Annotated in this window: 12 protein-coding genes; 5 read left to right on the forward strand and 7 right to left on the reverse strand. The window is 61.9% G+C overall.

The window, feature by feature from the left end:
• Nucleotides 1–123: 123 nt before the first annotated feature.
• From B1781_RS03550 to B1781_RS03565, 4 genes are all read right to left on the reverse strand, one after another.
• Nucleotides 124–1,767, reverse strand: a complete 1,644-nt coding sequence (locus B1781_RS03550; protein ID WP_334223870.1) for a cation:proton antiporter family protein — start codon at nucleotides 1,765–1,767, stop codon at nucleotides 124–126.
• 98 nt (nucleotides 1,768–1,865) lie between these two features.
• A complete protein-coding gene (locus B1781_RS03555) occupies nucleotides 1,866–5,369 on the reverse strand; it encodes an EAL domain-containing protein (protein WP_125931854.1) in 3,504 nt (1,167 codons plus the stop codon).
• Nucleotides 5,370–5,470: 101 nt separating this feature from the next.
• Nucleotides 5,471–5,743: a hypothetical protein gene (locus B1781_RS03560; RefSeq protein WP_125931855.1), complete on the reverse strand. Its 273-nt coding sequence runs from the start codon at nucleotides 5,741–5,743 to the stop codon at nucleotides 5,471–5,473.
• Nucleotides 5,736–6,419: a DUF3299 domain-containing protein gene (locus B1781_RS03565; protein WP_164513238.1), complete on the reverse strand. Its 684-nt coding sequence runs from the start codon at nucleotides 6,417–6,419 to the stop codon at nucleotides 5,736–5,738. Before B1781_RS03565 ends, B1781_RS03560 begins: the two co-directional genes overlap by 8 nt.
• Between B1781_RS03565 and B1781_RS23095 the strand changes: the two genes are divergently transcribed.
• From B1781_RS23095 to B1781_RS03580, 4 genes are read left to right on the forward strand one after another with little or no spacing between them, the layout of a single operon-like run.
• Nucleotides 6,403–6,603 carry a hypothetical protein gene (locus B1781_RS23095; RefSeq protein WP_164513239.1) on the forward strand — a complete coding sequence of 67 codons (201 nt, stop codon included), beginning with the start codon at nucleotides 6,403–6,405 and terminating at the stop codon, nucleotides 6,601–6,603. The genes B1781_RS03565 and B1781_RS23095 overlap by 17 nt on opposite strands.
• 16 nt (nucleotides 6,604–6,619) lie before the next feature.
• Nucleotides 6,620–6,862, forward strand: a complete 243-nt coding sequence (locus B1781_RS03570) for a FeoA family protein (protein WP_078118348.1) — start codon at nucleotides 6,620–6,622, stop codon at nucleotides 6,860–6,862.
• On the forward strand, nucleotides 6,862–9,213 hold the full coding sequence (gene feoB / locus B1781_RS03575) for a Fe(2+) transporter permease subunit FeoB (RefSeq protein ID WP_078118349.1): 2,352 nt from the start codon (nucleotides 6,862–6,864) through the stop codon (nucleotides 9,211–9,213). Before B1781_RS03570 ends, feoB begins: the two co-directional genes overlap by 1 nt.
• Nucleotides 9,210–9,500 (forward strand): FeoC-like transcriptional regulator, encoded by a 291-nt coding sequence (locus B1781_RS03580; protein WP_078118350.1) that lies wholly within the window; start codon nucleotides 9,210–9,212, stop codon nucleotides 9,498–9,500. The genes feoB and B1781_RS03580 overlap by 4 nt, the downstream gene beginning before the upstream one ends.
• A gap of 233 nt (nucleotides 9,501–9,733) precedes the next feature.
• Here the strand turns inward: B1781_RS03580 and B1781_RS03585 are convergent, their stop codons facing one another.
• Complete coding sequence (locus B1781_RS03585; protein ID WP_078118351.1) at nucleotides 9,734–11,731, reverse strand: M1 family metallopeptidase; 1,998 nt, start codon at nucleotides 11,729–11,731, stop codon at nucleotides 9,734–9,736.
• 112 nt (nucleotides 11,732–11,843) lie between these two features.
• Here B1781_RS03585 and B1781_RS03590 point away from each other — a divergent pair, with 112 nt between their 5' ends.
• Nucleotides 11,844–12,959, forward strand: a complete 1,116-nt coding sequence (locus tag B1781_RS03590; protein WP_164513240.1) for a ChaN family lipoprotein — start codon at nucleotides 11,844–11,846, stop codon at nucleotides 12,957–12,959.
• A 54-nt stretch (nucleotides 12,960–13,013) separates the two neighbouring features.
• Here the strand turns inward: B1781_RS03590 and B1781_RS03595 are convergent, their stop codons facing one another.
• Together B1781_RS03595 and glgA are read right to left on the reverse strand one after the other, a co-directional pair.
• Nucleotides 13,014–15,455 carry a glycogen/starch/alpha-glucan phosphorylase gene (locus B1781_RS03595; protein WP_078118353.1) on the reverse strand — a complete coding sequence of 814 codons (2,442 nt, stop codon included), beginning with the start codon at nucleotides 15,453–15,455 and terminating at the stop codon, nucleotides 13,014–13,016.
• Between the two features lie 61 nt (nucleotides 15,456–15,516).
• Complete coding sequence (gene glgA, locus B1781_RS03600; protein ID WP_078118354.1) at nucleotides 15,517–16,971, reverse strand: glycogen synthase GlgA; 1,455 nt, start codon at nucleotides 16,969–16,971, stop codon at nucleotides 15,517–15,519.
• Between the last annotated feature and the right edge of the window lie 94 nt (nucleotides 16,972–17,065).

Consider the following 17,065-nt stretch of genomic DNA (forward strand, 5'->3'; position numbering starts at 1 on the left):
TCGAAAGGCATGGCAGTGTAGTGAATAAAATTAGAGAAATCTAATACTTAAATTCAATCGTGACTATGCCGTTAGGGGGGCACCGAGGGTGATTTGGTTGCATTCGACGCCTGCCGGCCGTTGTTATGCGGGCTGACCTAGCTCTTTGTCGATACGATCGCCGAACTCCTCGGCGACATGCTCGGCGAAACTCTCGCCCGCACTTGCGTAGAAGTTGAACACTGCATTGACGCCGGCACTGCGCAGCGCCTCTTCGTGGTCGGGATAGTGGGCGACGGATGCCAGTTCGAGTTCGAAGCCTTGCTCTTTCAGCAGGCGCGCCACCGCCATGTTCGACTCGTGGTCGGAGAACGCCAGCAAGGCCAGCTTGACCCGTCCGCTGCGTTCCGCACGTGCCCAGAAATCGGCATCGGTTGCGTCGCCGAGTACGACATTGCGTCCTTTCGCGCTGTGGCGATCCACATAATCGGCGTTGATGTCGATGCCCAGTACCACGTCGCCCCAGATCGAACGCAGATAGTCGTATGCACCGGTGCCGACCCTGCCCATGCCGAACACGACGACCTGTGCCTTGCCGGGACGGATCATATCGTCGCCCGGCAGGCGCGTGCGTGTCTCGAAGCGGTGCAACGGATGACGCCAGCGGGCGTACAGGCGTTTCGACATCGCGTTGAGCGGTGAAGCGAGTAGGAAGCTCAGTGCAAGGGCAACCGCCAGCACCGACAGCCAGCTGCCGTCCAGCCAACCGTTGGTGACGCCGATCGCACCGACGATCAAGCCGAACTCGCTGAAGTTGGTCAACGCGGCCGATGCCAGCGTCGCGCTGCGCGCGCGCATGTGCTGACGCGTCATCAGCAGGAAATACAACAGGGCCTTGAGCGGCAGCAGCAGAAGCACCAGGAGCAATGCGGCACCGAGCACCGCCCAACTGAGTTCGCCGGACAGGCCGATCGACAGGAAAAAGCCGATCAGGAACAGGTCCTTGAAGCTCAACAACGACTTGGCCAGCTCGTTGGTCTTGGCGTGACCGGCGAGCAGGATACCCAACACCAATGCGCCGAGGTCGGCCTTGATGCCGACCAGTTCGAACAGCCCGGCGCCCACCAGCGGCAACAACCAGCCCATCAATACCAGCAGTTCCCCATGGCCGACGGCCTCAAGCAGCCGGAAGAACAGGGGGCGCAACGGGATCAGGGCAAACAATAAGAATGCCCAGACACTCGGCACCTTGCCCGCCGAGATGGCGATGAAGACCACCGCGAAGATGTCTTGCACGATCAGCAGGCCGATCGCGATCCGGCCGTGGATAGCGCTCATCTCGGCGCGCCCTTCGAATACCTTGACCGCGAATACGGTGCTCGAAAAACTCAAGGCGAAACCGATCAGCAACGCCGTGTTCGTATCGAAGGCGGAAAAGAAACTCAGGCCGGTAAGTGCGAGCGCGCTGAGCAACAGGGCCACGACAACTGTCGTGATCAGCATGTGCACGCTGGCCGTGAGCCAGACGACGGGGGCGGCCAGGTCTTTGACGTGCAGTTTCAGTCCGATGGTGAACAGCAGCAAGGTCACGCCGAGGTCGGCGATCTCCTCCAGCATCGGCGTGTCGTGCATGCCCAAGGCGCCGAGAATGAAACCTGCGGCGAGGAATCCCATCAACGGTGGCAGGTTTGCCGCCTTGGCGACAAGGCCGAGCAGAAACGCCACACCGAGCGGCACCACGTGCATCACATCGATCGCGGCCAGATTCAGGGGAGCGAGGTCTTGCATGGTCGGCGTCTTTGAAACTACAGCCCGCATGATCGCACGAAAGCGGCATGCGGGTACGTCGCGTATTTACGCCTGGAATGCGCGGTTGCGTTGTTGGATTAACCTGCCTGGCTGGACTGACGGTGCGGCAGCCAAAGCAACTCGACGGTCTCGGCCGGCAGGGGGCGCGAAAACAAAAAGCCCTGGAAGTGGTCACAGCCTTCCTGGCTGAGAAACGCCTTCTGCGCTTCGGTTTCCACACCCTCGGCGACGGTGTCCAGGTTCAGCTGTTGGCCCATGGCGAGGACGGCGCGCGTGATCGCGACATCGTCCGGATCCTCGGGCAAGTCACAGACGAACGCACGATCGATCTTCAGGGTATCCGCGGGCAGGCGCTTCAGGCTGGCCAACGAAGAATGCCCGGTGCCGAAATCGTCGATCGCGATACGCACGCCCAGGTCGCGCAGATGTGACAGCACGCCAACGGATTGCGCTACGTGATCCATGACGAAGGTCTCGGTAACCTCGAGCTCGAGATACTTGGGGTCAAGCCCGGTCTGCTGCAGCACGTCGGACACGGTCGCGACGATATCGCCTCGCGTGATCTGCGGCCCGGCGACATTGACCGAGATGCGCATCTCGGGCGCACCTTCGTTCTGCCAGCGTCGCATCTGCTCGCAGGCCGTCCGCAGAACCCATTCCCCGATGCCGATGATCAAGCCGTTCTCTTCGGCCAGTGGTATGAAGCGTCCCGGTGGCACCAGTCCGAGCACCGGGTCTTGCCAGCGTACCAGGGCCTCGACACCGATGATTTGGCCGCCACGATCGAACTGCGGCTGGTAGTGCAAGATGAACTCTTCGTTCTGCACGGCGCGGTGCATACGCTCTTCCATCGCCACTTTTTCGTTGCTGAACGACGACATCTTGGCCGAATAGAACTGCACATTATTGCGCCCGGCCGCTTTTGCCTGGTACATCGCAGCATCGGCGTTCTTCACCAGGGTAGCCGCGTCTTCGCCATCGTTCGGGAACTGGCTGATGCCGACACTGGTGCCGATATGCAGGCGGTGGCCGTCGATGTCGAAGGGTTGCGACAGCGCACCGATCAGTTTGACCGCCACGCGTTCGACCGCTTCGCGTTCGCTGATCGATTCGAGCAGCACCGTGAATTCATCGCCACCGAGGCGGGCAATCGTGTCCTCACTGCGCACCAGCCCCTGCAGCCTGGTCGCTACGGCTTTCAGCAGGCGGTCGCCTACCGGGTGGCCGAGACCGTCGTTGACGTTCTTGAAACGGTCGAGATCGAGGAACAGCAGGCTGATGCCGCCGCCCTGGCGCGATGCACGCTGGATCGCATGGGTGAAGCGATCGAAAAACAGCTCGCGGTTCGGCAGGCCGGTGAGATTGTCGAAATACGCCAAGCGATGGATACGCTGTTCGCTGCGCCGCTGCTCGGTGATGTCGCGGGTTACCGCAACGAACTGTTTCACCTTGTTGCGCGAGTCCTTGATGGCGACGATTGTCTGCCATGTCGGGAACAGTTCGCCGTTCTTGCGGCGGTTCCAGATCTCGCCTTCCCAAACGCCATCGGATTCCAGTGCGTCCCACAACTGCTGGTAAAACACCGGCGGGTGTTCGCCGGAATAGTAGGGAGGGCGTTTCTCGCCGATCAGCTCGCTGGCGTCGTAACCGACCATCTCGCATTGCGCGCGATTGACCCGCAGCACGACGCCCGACTGGTCGGCAATCACCACACCTTCGGTGATGTGTTTGAACACGTTCTCCGCCAGCATCAGATATTTCTCGGCGAGTTTGCGTTCGCTGATGTCGCTGAATACGACGACCGAGCCGCGCTTTATGCCATCGGATATCAAGGGAGCACGGGTAAACTCGGCTTCGAAGCCGCTGCCGTCGTGACGCGTCAGCAGTGTCTCGCCGGCGGTACCCATGGTGCCGTCGCCTCTGCCCTTGTGCGTCAGCGTGCTGTCGTCCGCGCACAGTGCCGGACCGCCCGCTGCCGCGCTGGTCAGGGTGCGGCCCAGCAGTTCGCCCGGTCCATAGCCCAGCAACTGCTCGCCGGCCGGGTTCATGAAGGTGATGCAATCCTGGTTGTCGAGCCCGAAGATGCCTTCGCCGGCGGCGTCGAGCAACAGGCGTTGGCGGGTTTCCAACGTCTCGCGCCGCCGCATCTCGTCGCGCATGTTCTGTTCGACTTTCTTGTAGTCGCTGATATCGCGCGCAATCACGATGCGGATCTCGCCCTCGGCGGTGTCGGCGATACTGACCGAGAGCTGCAGCGGCACCAGTTCGCCGCTCGGGCGCCGCCCTTTGATCTCGAAATGCAGTGACGTCGTGCCGTCGTCGAACTGCGGCAAAGGCTCGGCGAACAGGTTGTTGATGCGTTGTCCCAGCACGCTGGATTTATCGCGGCCGAACACGACTTCGGCGTGCAGGCTGAAGTCGCTGATGGCGCCTTTGTTGTCGGTCGTGATCATCGCCAAAGGTGCACAGTCGAACAGCGCATGCAGCTTCTGTTTCTCTGAGTTGATTTCGGCGGTCTCGATGGCCACGTGGTGCGAGGTGTTGGCAGCCTGGTCGCGGACCAGGCGGATGATCGCCAACAGCAGGGCGGCGGCGAGTACGAAGAACGCGAACAAGGCGGTGTGGATCAGCGTCAGGCCATGGAAGGCTTCGTGTTTGCTTTCTTCGACCGCAATGGCGAACTGCTGCTGCGGCAGCCATCGCCAGGCGCCGACCACCTGCGTACCCAGGTAGTTGGGATAGCTCGCGGTATCCACGCCATCGATGCCGTTTACCGCATCGGTGGCCATTCTGGTCAAGCCGGCGCCATCCGGCGTCGTCAGCTTGAGGTTGCCGACCGCGTTCTGCCCCGCGCCGATCAAGCCCTTGTCGAGGATCCGCTGCGCGAAGCGCGGTTCAGAGAGCAGCACACCGCGCCGATCGAAGATGTATGCCTCGCCGCTTTCGCCGCTCCTACCGCTGCGCAGTGTCCGCAACACAGAGGGTTCTGCGTCGACGTACAAGGCGAGTACGGCAACCGTTGCCGCGTTGCGATCGCGTATCGGTGCGGCCACCGCAATCAGCCAATCGTCGCCCATCAACTGCGGTACGCCGGCAGCTGCCCGACCTGACCAGGCTGCGGCGAGCTGGTTCGGCGAGCGACGTAGCGGGTCGTCCAGGCTCAATTGCTGGTTGGCGGTGGCGGCAACCGTCTGGCCGTCGGCGCTGACTATTGCCAGACCGCGAACATCCTGCGCGTCGGTGAGACCGCTCAGGTGCGTGATCAAGCGTGGATGCAGCGCCGCTCGCGTTGCTGCGTCGACCCCGCCGCGTGGAGCGGAGAGCGCTTGCGCGATGTTGACGATTGCCGGGTGCGCTGCATGTAGCTGGGCGCGGGTCGCGAGGTTGTCATACACGGCCACGAGGCTTTCTGCGGCCACATCCAAACGCGTGTTCAGGTTGGCTGCGACCTGGCGGTGCCAGAACAGCTCGGCCTGGTAGGCGATCAGCAAGGCGAACGCGACCATCGGACCGATTGCCAGCCCGGCTTTCAAGAGAGCGGAGAATGACCCGCGGTGCTCGTGTTTTGGGGTTCCGTCCACGCCTGTCGGTCCCGGCCGGCGAAGGCCTTAACTTCTTCAAGCGTGTAGCGGCACGGTGCCGGGCTCCTTGATCACCCGCAGGTGCGGAATGTGACGGACCTTCAACCCAGCGGAGACTGTCCCGGTCGGTCGCCTTCGGCGGGCGGCAGCCAGCGCGGGGAGAAGTCGGAAACGCAGTGGCAGCGACCCTCGGGGCCGAAACGTTCCGCGCGGGCCTGCTCGCAGGCGTCGACCGTCGCGTACGGGCCGATGATGTTGACCGGGCGCTCCGGTGTCGAGCCCGGCGGATGGATATGGCAGGTAACGCCTTCTGTGGCTGCCAGGGGAGGTGCTGCCGCCAGCCAGACGGCCATGCACAAGGCCCGGTTACTCATAGGGCGCGATATCGCTCGCGTACAGGGTGTAGCCGGCTTCGGCCACGTCATTGTCGATACGCTGCACGCTCATCGTGCCGCTTACCCAGATCACGTCGAACAGGTTCGGTTTGGTGCCCTTGCCGGCTTCGGTAACGACGTAGATGGTCTGATTGGCCGGCGGCGGGGGCACGTGCACACAGGCGCCGTAGTAGGGGACGAGCAGGAATCCGGTGGTTTCTTTCTCGTCGCCTTCGACCGGGACGACGAACCCGGGAATCTTCACCGCTTGTCCGTCAAGTTCCTGGCGAACCGGTGCCTTGTCCCATAACTCCTTGAGTTTGATCATGAATTCTTCTGCACGCGGGTCGTCATCGGAGATCTCGTCGAGGTTGAACTCCTCCATCAGCTTCTCTGGCTGAAAGTCGTCGGGGATCAGATTGTCCCACTCGATCTCCTTGGTTCCCCCTGTGGCTGGCGTTTCGGGCGCTGCTTCAGTCTTGGCCGCAGCCGGCTCGCTTTGCTCCGCGGCGGCTTGCGCGGCGGCGGCCGGGTTGTTGGACTGGCGCAGGTCGGTCACCGCCGGCGGTGCCGGGGCATCGGTCTGCGCAGCGGCATTTTCGGGGGGCTCGGATTGCGAGCACGCAGCAAGCGATAAGACGGCCAGCAAAAGCGGCAACATGCGTATTGAAGTCATAGGGTTTCCGTTGCGTTTCCAAACATCGATCAAGGTCGGTACGGGCGGCCGGGTAACGGCGCGAAGCCTACCGGAAGCACAGACCATCGGCACGCCGATTCGTTCGGTACCGCCCGCCGGTACGCCGCTGCTTAATTTAGCATCCTCTGATATTCTATCGATGGCCGAATCATCGGCGAAATGACCGGGATAGGGTACAGGTGGACGCATTGTCGCAACTCAAACGCCTTAGCGATCTGGCAGTGGGCCAGCGTCTGCGCCTGGTACGCGTCGACGGCGGCATGCGACTCAAGCGCCGGTTGCTGGCCCTGGGTTTGAGCATCGGCGGCGAGGCCGAAGTCGTGCAACGGCGCGGCGGTGGGGTCGTGCTGGCGCGCGGCGGCAATCGCGTCGCCCTGGGCGAAGGTGTTGCACAGAAGCTGTTTGCCGAGGTGCTCGACTGATGGCCGGTTGCTGTCCGCCGAACAGCGTCGCGGATGGAGCCGGGAGTGCGGCGCGTGCCGCGGGTTCGTTAACGATCGCCGTCGCCGGCAATCCCAACTGTGGCAAGTCGGCTTTGTTCAACGCCCTGACCGGTATCCGGCAGAAGACGGGCAACTGGCCCGGCGTGACGGTCGAACGCAAGGAAGGCCGCTGCCGAATCGATGCGCACGATGTCGTGGTTGTCGACTTGCCGGGCATCTACTCCTTCGATGCCGCTTCGCTCGATGAACAAGTCACCCGGGACTACCTGCTGTCGCGCGATGCCGATCTGGTCGTCAACGTGATCGATGCGGCCAATCTCGAACGTAATCTGTATTTCTCCGTGCAATTGCTCGAGATGGGTGTGCCGTTGGTGGTCGCGCTGAACATGATGGATGTCGCGCGCAAGCGGGGCATCGATATCGATGCAGGCGAGCTGGCGCGTCGCCTGGGCTGTCCGGTAGTGCCGATTGTCGCGACGACGGGCGAAGGGCTGAGCGAGCTCAAGGCCAGGATGCTGGCGGTCGCCGACGAACGCGCCGCGCCTGGCTTTCCGTTGGCGCTCGACGAAGCGGTAGAGCAGGCGCTGCTCAAACTCGAACCGCTGCTCGACGACGCTGCGCCGAGCAACCGTCGCTGGCTTGCGCTGAAGCTGCTCGAAGGCGAACAAGTCGGTGTCTTGTCAGACGACATGCAACAGCAGGTAGATGATATCCGCGCCTGGGTTGCTGAGCGTTATGGCAAAGATGTTGGACTGGCCATCGCCGACACGCGCTTCACCCATGCACATACGCTGGCGCGCGAAGTCTCCCGCCATGCCCAACCGGTGTCGCGCACCTTCAGCGACCGGATTGACAAACTGGTGCTCGGACGCTGGACCGGCATCCCGCTGTTCCTCGCCGTGATGTACCTGATGTTTCTGTTCACGATCAATGTCGGCGGCGCCTTTATCGATTTCTTTGACGGTGTCGCCGGCGCGCTGTTCGTCGACGGTCTGGGCGAACTCATAACGGCGAGCGGTGGCCCCGACTGGCTGCGCGTGCTGCTTGCCGACGGCGCCGGTGCCGGACTGCAGGTGGTGGCGACATTCATCCCGATCATTGCTGCGCTGTATCTGTTTCTCTCGGTACTCGAAGACTCCGGTTACATGGCGCGCGCGGCCTTCGTGATGGACCGCTCGATGCGCGCGATTGGTCTGCCGGGCAAGGCATTCGTGCCGTTGATTGTCGGTTTCGGCTGCAACGTGCCGGCGATCATGGCGACCCGTACGCTGGAAAACGAACGCGAACGCAAGCTGACGATCCTGATGAATCCATTCATGTCGTGCGGTGCGCGCCTGCCGGTGTATGCCTTGTTCGCGGCGGCATTTTTCCCGACATCGGGGCAGAACGTGGTGTTCGCACTGTACCTTACCGGCATCGTGGTCGCGATTCTGACCGGGCTGATGATGAAGAAGTCGCTGCTGCCCGGTAACAGCACCGGCTTCATGATGGAGCTGCCGCCGTATCACCTGCCGACGCTCAAAGGCGTGATGTTGCGCGCCTGGGATCGGGTGCGGCTGTTCGTCAAAGAGGCGGGGCAGGTGATTGTTGTCATGGTCGTCGTGCTCAACCTGCTCAATTCGCTCGGTACCGATGGCTCGTTCGGCAACGAAGACAGCGAACACTCGGTGCTCAGTGAAACGGCACGGGTCGTCACACCGCTGTTCGCACCGATGGGAATCCGCGAAGACAACTGGCCGGCAGTGGTCGGTATCTTCTCCGGCGTGTTGGCCAAGGAGGTGGTCGTCGGCACGCTCGACAATCTCTACACCTCGCTAGGGCGCTCGGGCAACGCGGCCGATCAAGGCGCATTCGAGCTGTGGCCGGCTTTGCAAGCAGCCGCCGCTACCGTCCCGGCGAACCTGGCCGAACTCTCCGGTGCCATCCTCGACCCCTTGGGTTTGAATGTCGTCGAAGCGCACGATGCGACTGCGCACGGGGTAGACGATGCGGTGTTCGGTGCGATGCACGCCCGCTTCGACGGGCAGGCCGGAGCCTTCGCCTATCTGTTGTTCGTGCTGCTGTATTTTCCCTGCGTCGCGACCATCGGTGTCATACGCCGTGAGACGGGGGCAGCCTGGGCGGCGTTTGTCGCCACCTGGTCGACTGGCGTGGCCTATTTCACTGCGACCGTGTTCTATCAACTGGCTACCTACAGTGCACACCCGCAGCGCTCGCTGGTGTGGACTGTCGGCCTGTTGAGCGTGCTTGGGTTGGTCGTGTTCGGCCTGCGGTTGTGGGCGCGGCGTGGCGGACGCCAGCCGGACGCCTTTGATTGGGCCGAGCGATGATTCTGTCCAAAGTGCTTGGGCTGCTCGAGCGGCGCGGCGGTGCGACGCTCGCCGAAATCGCCGCTGCGGTGGATGCCCCACTGGACGCGGTCGAGCTGATGCTCGAGACGCTGCAGCGCCGCGGCCTCGTTCGCCGTGAAACGCCGTCAGCCGGTTGTGGTTCGAGTTGCACGCAGTGTGCGCAGAAGCCGACGGCGATCTACCTGCCGGCGCAGGCCGCGCCTGAAGCCACCGACGTCAAGGAATGCGTGATTGCCGTACCGGTTCGTCGCGAGGGGCGACGCTAGGACGCGTTCGATCCGGCACAAAACAAAACCCCCCAGCGAACCGGGGGGCAAATCAGGCGACCCGACCCTGGGGAGGGCGTCGAAAACCGGGTGCACCTGCGTCGGAACACCGATCAACGATCAAATCTGCGTCCAACTGCTCCATCAGACACCTTTCAGCCTGCGGATGTTCCGCTTACTCGCGGCGCAACGACGAAGCTGCGCGCGCCTTCGCAGTTCAGTAGCGATCAGGTTCACGGAGAGGTCGGGTTATCCCCCAGCACCGCGCGCGGGGCGGTCAGCAGCGGCACTGCTGCATCGGTAAGTTGCCGGCTCAAGGTCGAATGACTCGACGTCAGTGCATCGCGCACCTGGTTTTGACTGGTTTGCGCATCGAACACCAGGCGCCCGAAGCTGCCGTAGTGGGTGAGCTTGCGGGCCAATGCCGCGACTGCGGTCGGGTTGGATGCGCCGATGAAACCGGTCGTCACGCCGTGCGCATCGGTGCTGACGAGCACGACACTGTGATCGTCAGCGCGATAGGTCGTGTTACCGATTTGCAGTCCGTTCCTGGTCAGGGTCTGTGTATCGCGCTCGAACAAGGCGGTTGCCGACGCCAACAGGCGATTGTCCCACCCGAGCAACAGGCGATTGTCTTCCGCATCGATCGAGGTCGAGTCGGTCGTTACCCGCAGGCCGGGGAATGTCTGCTGCCAATGGCGCGCCAGATCGTGCCAGGCTTCGAGCATTGCGTCCGAGGCATCGTTCGGCAGGATCAGCCAGCTGTTGCCGCCGAAAAGGCGGTTGAGTGCTGGCGGCTGTTCGGTGGCATCCAGATAGCGCAGCAGGTCGTATTGCGGGTCGATATCGATTCGCAGGGGCGCTGCGGGCAAGGTGATCTCGAACGGTGTGGCGTCACCGGACATGTGGTGAGTGAACCAGCGGGCTTCAGACTCTCCGTGCAGGGTGATCGCGATCGGCAGGTCGAAACTGAAGGCGGTGTTGCCGCGTTGGTGGATCTGCGCGAGCACGTGGAATCCGCTACCGCGTTGTTCGACGTCGACCGTTCCGAGACCGATGTGCGGTGCGCCGGGTCGCATAAGCCAGGGTGCGAATTGCTGCTGCATGGCTTTGTCGTCACCGATGACCGTGTTCACGGCGTCGACGAAACCGATGCGGGTGAACTTGTGCTGGCTCCACAGCCTTTTGAGTCCGGCGGCGAAGGCGTCATCGCCGAGCGCACGCCGCAGCATGTGGAAGACCATCAGCGACTTGCTGTAGCCGATCGACTGGCTGGCTTCGTTGTGCCGGCTGACGAAGCGCGTCAGCGGTTGGTCGTGGTTCTCTGCGGCGTAGTTGCTGTAACGCTGCAACGCCTTCAAGCGATACTGATCGCTCTTGCCCTGGCGTTCCTGCATCCAGTGATCGGCCAGGTAGGCTGTCAGCCCCTCGCTCCAGTTACCGTTGTCGTAGTCGATCCAGACTCCGTTGCCCCACCAGTTGTGCAGGATCTCGTGCGGCAGCGAGGTATAGGGAATGAACGGCAGCCGCATCACCTGCGAGCCGAGCAGGGTGAACGACGGCATACCGTAGCCGGTCTGCCAGTGGTTCTCGACGACGGCGAACTTCTCGAACGGGTAGGCACCGATCAGGCGGCTGTAGTGATCGATGTAGTCGCCCATGATGCCGAGGTAGCGATCAGCCAGCTCCGGATCGTCATTGAGCAACCAGACCGACAGCGTGACATCGCCGTGCTGGCGTGCGTGCCGCACGAAGCGACCGGCAAGCAGGTAGATATCGTCGAGCGGCGCATTTGATGTCCAGGTCACGGCGGCCTCGCCGGCATCGCGCCGGCCCATACTGAGGCTCTGCCAACCGTCGGGCAGGCTAATCTCGATCAAGGTTTGCGTGATGGCGGCATCGAACACGGGATACCACGCCGACGCGCCATCGAGATATACCGCCTGCTGCGACACGACACCTTGCGGCATATCACCGTGGCCGCGTTGCTCGGAAAACACGGGGCGGCCATGGTAATGCAACTTTAGTCGCTTGCCTGGCGTCTTTAATGTGACACGATAGGCGGTGCGCAGCCCGTCGGACGAAGTCGATACGGTTTCGAGGCGGCCGGATGCGGTGGTGAGCGATAGGCCGCTGTTGAGAACGAACTCGAATCTATCGCTCGCCCGATCGACGCTGATCTCGTCGGTCACGCGCATTTCGCCGGCCGCGGGGATGAGTTCGACCGACATCGAATGCGCCACACCGGCACCGATTGCATCAAGAGGAAGATAAATGCTGAAAAGAAAGACGATGAAACGCGCTGTGTGCGCCAACGCGTTAACAGGGTTTATCGGTGTTTTCATGAGTGCAATCCTGATCTCCGCCGTGGCGGCTTCCGAAACAACGACAGGCCAGACTCCGATTGTTGTCGAGACGGCAAAAAGCGCAACCCTGCCAGAAGTCATGTCGCGTCTCAAAGGTGAGCGCGTGGTTTATGTCGGCGAGACACACACGGCATATGCCGACCATCTGCTGCAGCTCGACGTACTCAAGGCCATGGCGGCAGACTCCGCGCCGTTGGCTGTCGGGGTTGAATGGTTTCAGGCGCGCTTTCAACCTGTCCTCGACGACTACAGCGCCGGGCGCATCGATGAAGCCGAGCTGCTGCGCCGCACCGAATACTACGACCGCTGGCGATTCGACTACCGGTTATACCGACCGATACTGCAGTTTGCCAAAGACAACGGCATTCCGCTGGTCGCGTTGAACGCGTCGCGCGAACTGACCAACGAGATCCGCCGGGTCGGCATCGACGGTCTGTCGCAGGAATTCAAACAGGATCTGCCGGACGGCTACGATTTTGCCGACAAGGCCTATGCCGACCGGTTGCGCGAGATGTTCAAGCAGCACCCGGCAGGCGATGCGCAATTCGATCGATTCCTCGAAGTGCAGCTCACCTGGGACGAGATGATGGCGCAACGTGCCGCGGATTATCTCAAGGCCAATCCGGATGCGCGCATGCTGGTATTGGCGGGCAAGGGGCATATCGGTGGACGTAGCGGCATCCCCAATCGCGTGGCGCGGCGTACCGGCATTGATGGCACGGTCATCGGCAGCTTCAACCCGGCGACAGCCATGTTCGGTGAGGCGGACTTCCTGGTGCTGATCAACGATCAGCCCCTACCGCCGCCGGGCCTTATGCAGATCATGCTCGATGAACGCGACGAAGGTGTGTTCGTCAAAGATTTTTCCGACGGCAGTCCTGCGGAGAAGGCGGGCGTCGAAAAGAAAGACCGGATCGTCAAGATCAACGATATACCGATCGATCACTATGCCGATGTGAAGATCGCCATGATCGACGAGCTGCCGGGCAACGAGGTCAGCGTGACCGTCGAGCGTGACAGCCTGTTTCGTGGCAAGAAGACCTTGTCGCTGAGTTTCAAGCTCGGCGGCGAAGTCATGATGTCGCCGCACTGACCGGCTTTACGGACGGGATCGTGATCCCGTCCGTCGATTCGTGCCGCACACGCCTTACGACAGCGCTTTCAGCTTCCAGATATCGTCGTTGTATTCGCTGATCGTGCGGTCGGTCGAAAAGCCGCCGCTGGAAGCACAGTTGCGAATACTCATGCGCACCCACTGATCCTGGTCGCGCCATGCCGCTTCGGCGCTGGCCTGTGCATCGATATAGCTGCGGAAGTCGGCCAGTGTCATCCACGGATCGTGCGGGCTCTTGATGCTGTCGATGATGCCGCGGAACAGGCAGGGCTCGATAGCGCTGAAGTGATCGCTCTCGAGCAGGTCGATAACGGCCGCCAGGTCCGGGTCGCTGTCGATATAGCTTTGCGGGTTGTAGCGACCGCGCAGGCCGGCAACCTCTTCCGCTTTCAGCCCGAACAGGAAGAAGTTTTCTTCGCCGACGGCATCCATGATCTCGATGTTCGCACCGTCGTAGGTGCCGATCGTAATCGAGCCGTTCATCATGAACTTCATGTTGCCGGTGCCCGACGCTTCCTTGCCGGCGGTCGATATCTGCTCCGACAGGTCGGCCGCGGGACAGATGTACATCATCTTAGTCACGCCGTAGTTCGGCAGAAACACCACTTTCAAGCGATCGCCGACCGCCGGGTCGCCATTGATCACCGAGGCAACGTTGTTGATCAGCTTGATGATCTCTTTGGCGCGCTGATAACCCGGGGCGGCCTTGCCGCCGATCAGCACGCAGCGATTTACCCAGTTTTCGGTATCGCCGCTGCGGATGCGGTTGTACAGGTGGATCACGTGCAACACGTTCAGCAGTTGCCGCTTGTATTCGTGGATACGCTTCACCTGGATGTCGAACAGCGACGATGGATCGAAGCGCACCCCGGTCAAGGCCAGCACCATATCGGCCAAGCGCCGCTTGTTGTGCAGTCTGATCTCCTGCCAACGCTTCATGAAGTTCTTGTCACCGTCGTCGGCCCACGGCTTGAGCTTTTCGAGTCGGCCCAGGTCGGCCTGCCAGCCGTCGCCGATGGTCTCGGTCAACAATTCGGCGAGCTGCGGGTTCGACATCGCCAGCCAGCGTCGTGGGGTGACGCCGTTGGTCTTGTTGTTGAACTTCTCGGGCCACAGTTCGTAGAAATCCTTGAACAGACCTTTGGTCAACAGGTCGGAATGCAGTGCGGCGACGCCGTTGACCGAGAAGCTGCCAACGATTGCCAGGTAGGCCATGCGCACTTGCGGGTCCGGTCCTTCTTCGATCAAAGACATCCTGCGCACGCGGTCGGTGTCGCCGGGCCAGCGCTGACGCACGTCGGCCAGGAAGCGCGCATTGATCTCGTAGATGATCTCCAGCAGGCGCGGCAGTAACTGCGCGAACAGTCTGACCGGCCAGCGTTCGAGCGCCTCGGGCAGCAGCGTATGGTTGGTATAGGCCATACAGTTGCGCGTGATCTCCCAGGCGTCGTTCCATTCCAAGCGCTTGTCGGGATCGTCGAGCAGCAGGCGCATCAGTTCTGCTACCGCGATGCTGGGGTGGGTATCGTTGAGCTGGAATACGTTGCATTCGGCAAACTGGGTCAACGGTTGGTCGCCCCATTGACGGAACACGTCCTGCAGACTGGCCGACGTCAGGAAATACTGTTGGCGCAGGCGCAGTTCCTTGCCGTTTTCGTTGGCGTCGTTCGGATACAACACCATCGTGATGTTTTCCGCTTCGTTCTTGCTTGCCACCGAGTCGGCGTAGTCGCCCGCGTTGAATTCGTGCAGGTTGAACGCATCGGTTGCCGAAGCCGACCACAATCGCAAGGTGTTGACGATGTTGTTGCGGTAACCGGATACCGGCACATCGTAGGGCACGGCCAGCACGTCTTCGGTGTCGATCCAGCGTGCGCGCGGGCGGCCCTGCAGGTCGGTAAAGTGTTCAGTGCGGCCACCGAACTTGATGAACTGCGTGTACTCGGGGCGCTCAACTTCCCACGGGTGGCCATCGCGCAGCCAGTGGTCGGGGTCTTCGACCTGGTAGCCGTTCTCGATGTGCTGGTGAAACATGCCGTACTCGTAGCGCAGGCCGTAGCCGGTAACCGGCAGGCCGAGCGTGGCACAGCTATCGAGGAAGCAGGCTGCCAGACGCCCGAGACCCCCGTTGCCCAGGCCGGCATCCGGTTCGGTATCTTCGATTTCTTCGAGCGCGATGGCGAAATCCTTGACCGCCTTGTCGACCGGTTCTTCGAGATCGAGGTTGAGCAGGTGGTTGCCCAGCGAGCGGCCGATCAGGTATTCGAGCGACAGGTAGTGCGAGCGGCGTACGCCGTCGCGCTTGTACATGCACCAGGTGTTGCGCCACTCGCTCATGATGCGATCGCGCACGGTGTAGGCGAGTGCCTCGTACAGGTAGAAACGGTCACAACCGAGGAAGCGTCCGAGGTGGTATTCGAGGTACCGCCGGATATCCTCGCTCAGGTCATTCGAACCGGAGGGCAGGGCCGGCATGTTGGGCAAAATGCACGCGTCAGTCGTATCTTGTTCGGCCACGAGAGTTACCTCCTACTCGTCAATCCGCACCGTACACGTCCAGGTAGGCCTGTGCGCTCTGCTTCCAGCCGTACTCTGCACGCATCCCGGTCTTGATCAGTTTCATCCACTGCTTGGGTTGTTCGAACAGTTCGAGCGCCCGCTCAATTGCCGCCTGCAGGGCATGCGTGGTCGGTTCGGTGAACACGAAACCGTTGGCTTCGCCGCGGGCGATACTGCGTGGTGTTGCATCGACGACCGTGTCCGCCAGTCCGCCGGTCTCGCGAACGACCGGTGGCGTGCCGTAGCACAGGCTGTACATCTGATTCAGCCCGCAAGGTTCGTACCGAGATGGCATTGCGAAGATGTCGCAACCGGCTTCGAGCTGATGTGCCAGTGTTTCAGAATAGCCCAAATGGCTGAACACGCGGTCGGGGTGGGTCTTGCTGAGCGCTTCAAGTTGGTGCATCAGCTTGGCTTCGCCGGTACCGATCAGCACAAACTTGGCGTTGGTTCGCTCGAGCAGGGGCGGAATGGCGTCGAGCAACAGGTCGATACCCTTTTGATAGACCAGACGGCCGACCGAGCCGATCAGCGGCACCGGTTGTTGGATGACCTCTTCGCTGGCGCCCATTGCCGTCAGCAATGCCTGGCGGTTGGCGCGCTTACCGGCGCGCACCTTGCCGCCGGCCTGGTAGTGCGCCACCAGGTGCTTGTCGGTGCGCGGGTTCCAGGTGATGTCATCGATGCCGTTGAGGATGCCGACAAGTTTGTCGCTGACGGCACTGAGGATCGGCGCATAACCGTAACCGTACTCCGGCGTGCGGATCTCGTCGGCGTAACGCGGGCTGACGGTCGTCAACACGTCACTGAACATCAGGCCGGCCTTGAGCATCGAGAAACGACCATAGAACTCGCCCAGTTCCATCGACCACCAATGTGCCGGCAGGTGAAGCGACTGGAAGGTGCCGAAGTCGAACTGGCAGTCGTAGGCGATGTTGTGCACGGTGAACACGGTACGCGGCGGCTGTGTCTCAACCGACAGGTAGGCCGGCAGCAGGCCTGTCTGCCAATCGTTGGCATGTACCGCGTCTGCCTGCCATCCCAGGCTCAGCCCGTCCATCGCAAGGCTGGCCGCGGCTTCGCTCAACAGCGCAAAGCGCGTGGGGTTGTCCGGCCAGTCCTGCTGGTTGGCTCCGGTATAGGGATCGCCGACGCGATCGAATGCCGTCGGTGCATCGACCAGCCACAACGGCATCTTCATTTCCGGATGCATCGCTTCGAGTATGCGCACCTCGGTGCCCGCCGACAGCTTGAGCCAGCCGAGCACGCGCATCTGGGTAAGGCGGTCGAGCACGGTGCGATAGGCGGGAATCACGACGCGCACATCGACGCCCAGTTCGGCGAGCGCATTGGGCAGGCTGTGGGCGACATCGGCGAGCCCACCGGTTTTGATCAGCGGGAACATTTCGCTGGCGGCGAAGAGCAACTTCATGGCGATTGGTGATGCGGTTAGCGAGCGTGACAGTTCGATACTGCCAGAGTTATCCGCATCGTTGCGACCGCCAAGTGACGACCTACTATTGTCG

Origin of the sequence: Thiosocius teredinicola, assembly GCF_002009425.1 — a bacterium.
GTDB classification, from domain to species: Bacteria; Pseudomonadota; Gammaproteobacteria; order Chromatiales; family Chromatiaceae; genus Thiosocius; species Thiosocius teredinicola.

Coding starts and splice junctions, on each gene's coding strand:
- glgA (WP_078118354.1), bottom strand. CDS start 16,971: ATGAAGTTGCTCTTCGCCGCCAGCGAAATGTTCCCGCTGATCAAAACC.
- B1781_RS23095 (WP_164513239.1), top strand. CDS start 6,403: ATGCGTATTGAAGTCATAGGGTTTCCGTTGCGTTTCCAAACATCGATC.
- B1781_RS03550 (WP_334223870.1), bottom strand. CDS start 1,767: ATGCAAGACCTCGCTCCCCTGAATCTGGCCGCGATCGATGTGATGCAC.
- B1781_RS03585 (WP_078118351.1), bottom strand. CDS start 11,731: ATGTCGGTCGAACTCATCCCCGCGGCCGGCGAAATGCGCGTGACCGAC.
- B1781_RS03560 (WP_125931855.1), bottom strand. CDS start 5,743: ATGAGTAACCGGGCCTTGTGCATGGCCGTCTGGCTGGCGGCAGCACCT.
- B1781_RS03590 (WP_164513240.1), top strand. CDS start 11,844: ATGAGTGCAATCCTGATCTCCGCCGTGGCGGCTTCCGAAACAACGACA.
- B1781_RS03595 (WP_078118353.1), bottom strand. CDS start 15,455: ATGCCGGCCCTGCCCTCCGGTTCGAATGACCTGAGCGAGGATATCCGG.
- B1781_RS03580 (WP_078118350.1), top strand. CDS start 9,210: ATGATTCTGTCCAAAGTGCTTGGGCTGCTCGAGCGGCGCGGCGGTGCG.
- B1781_RS03565 (WP_164513238.1), bottom strand. CDS start 6,419: ATGACTTCAATACGCATGTTGCCGCTTTTGCTGGCCGTCTTATCGCTT.
- feoB (WP_078118349.1), top strand. CDS start 6,862: ATGGCCGGTTGCTGTCCGCCGAACAGCGTCGCGGATGGAGCCGGGAGT.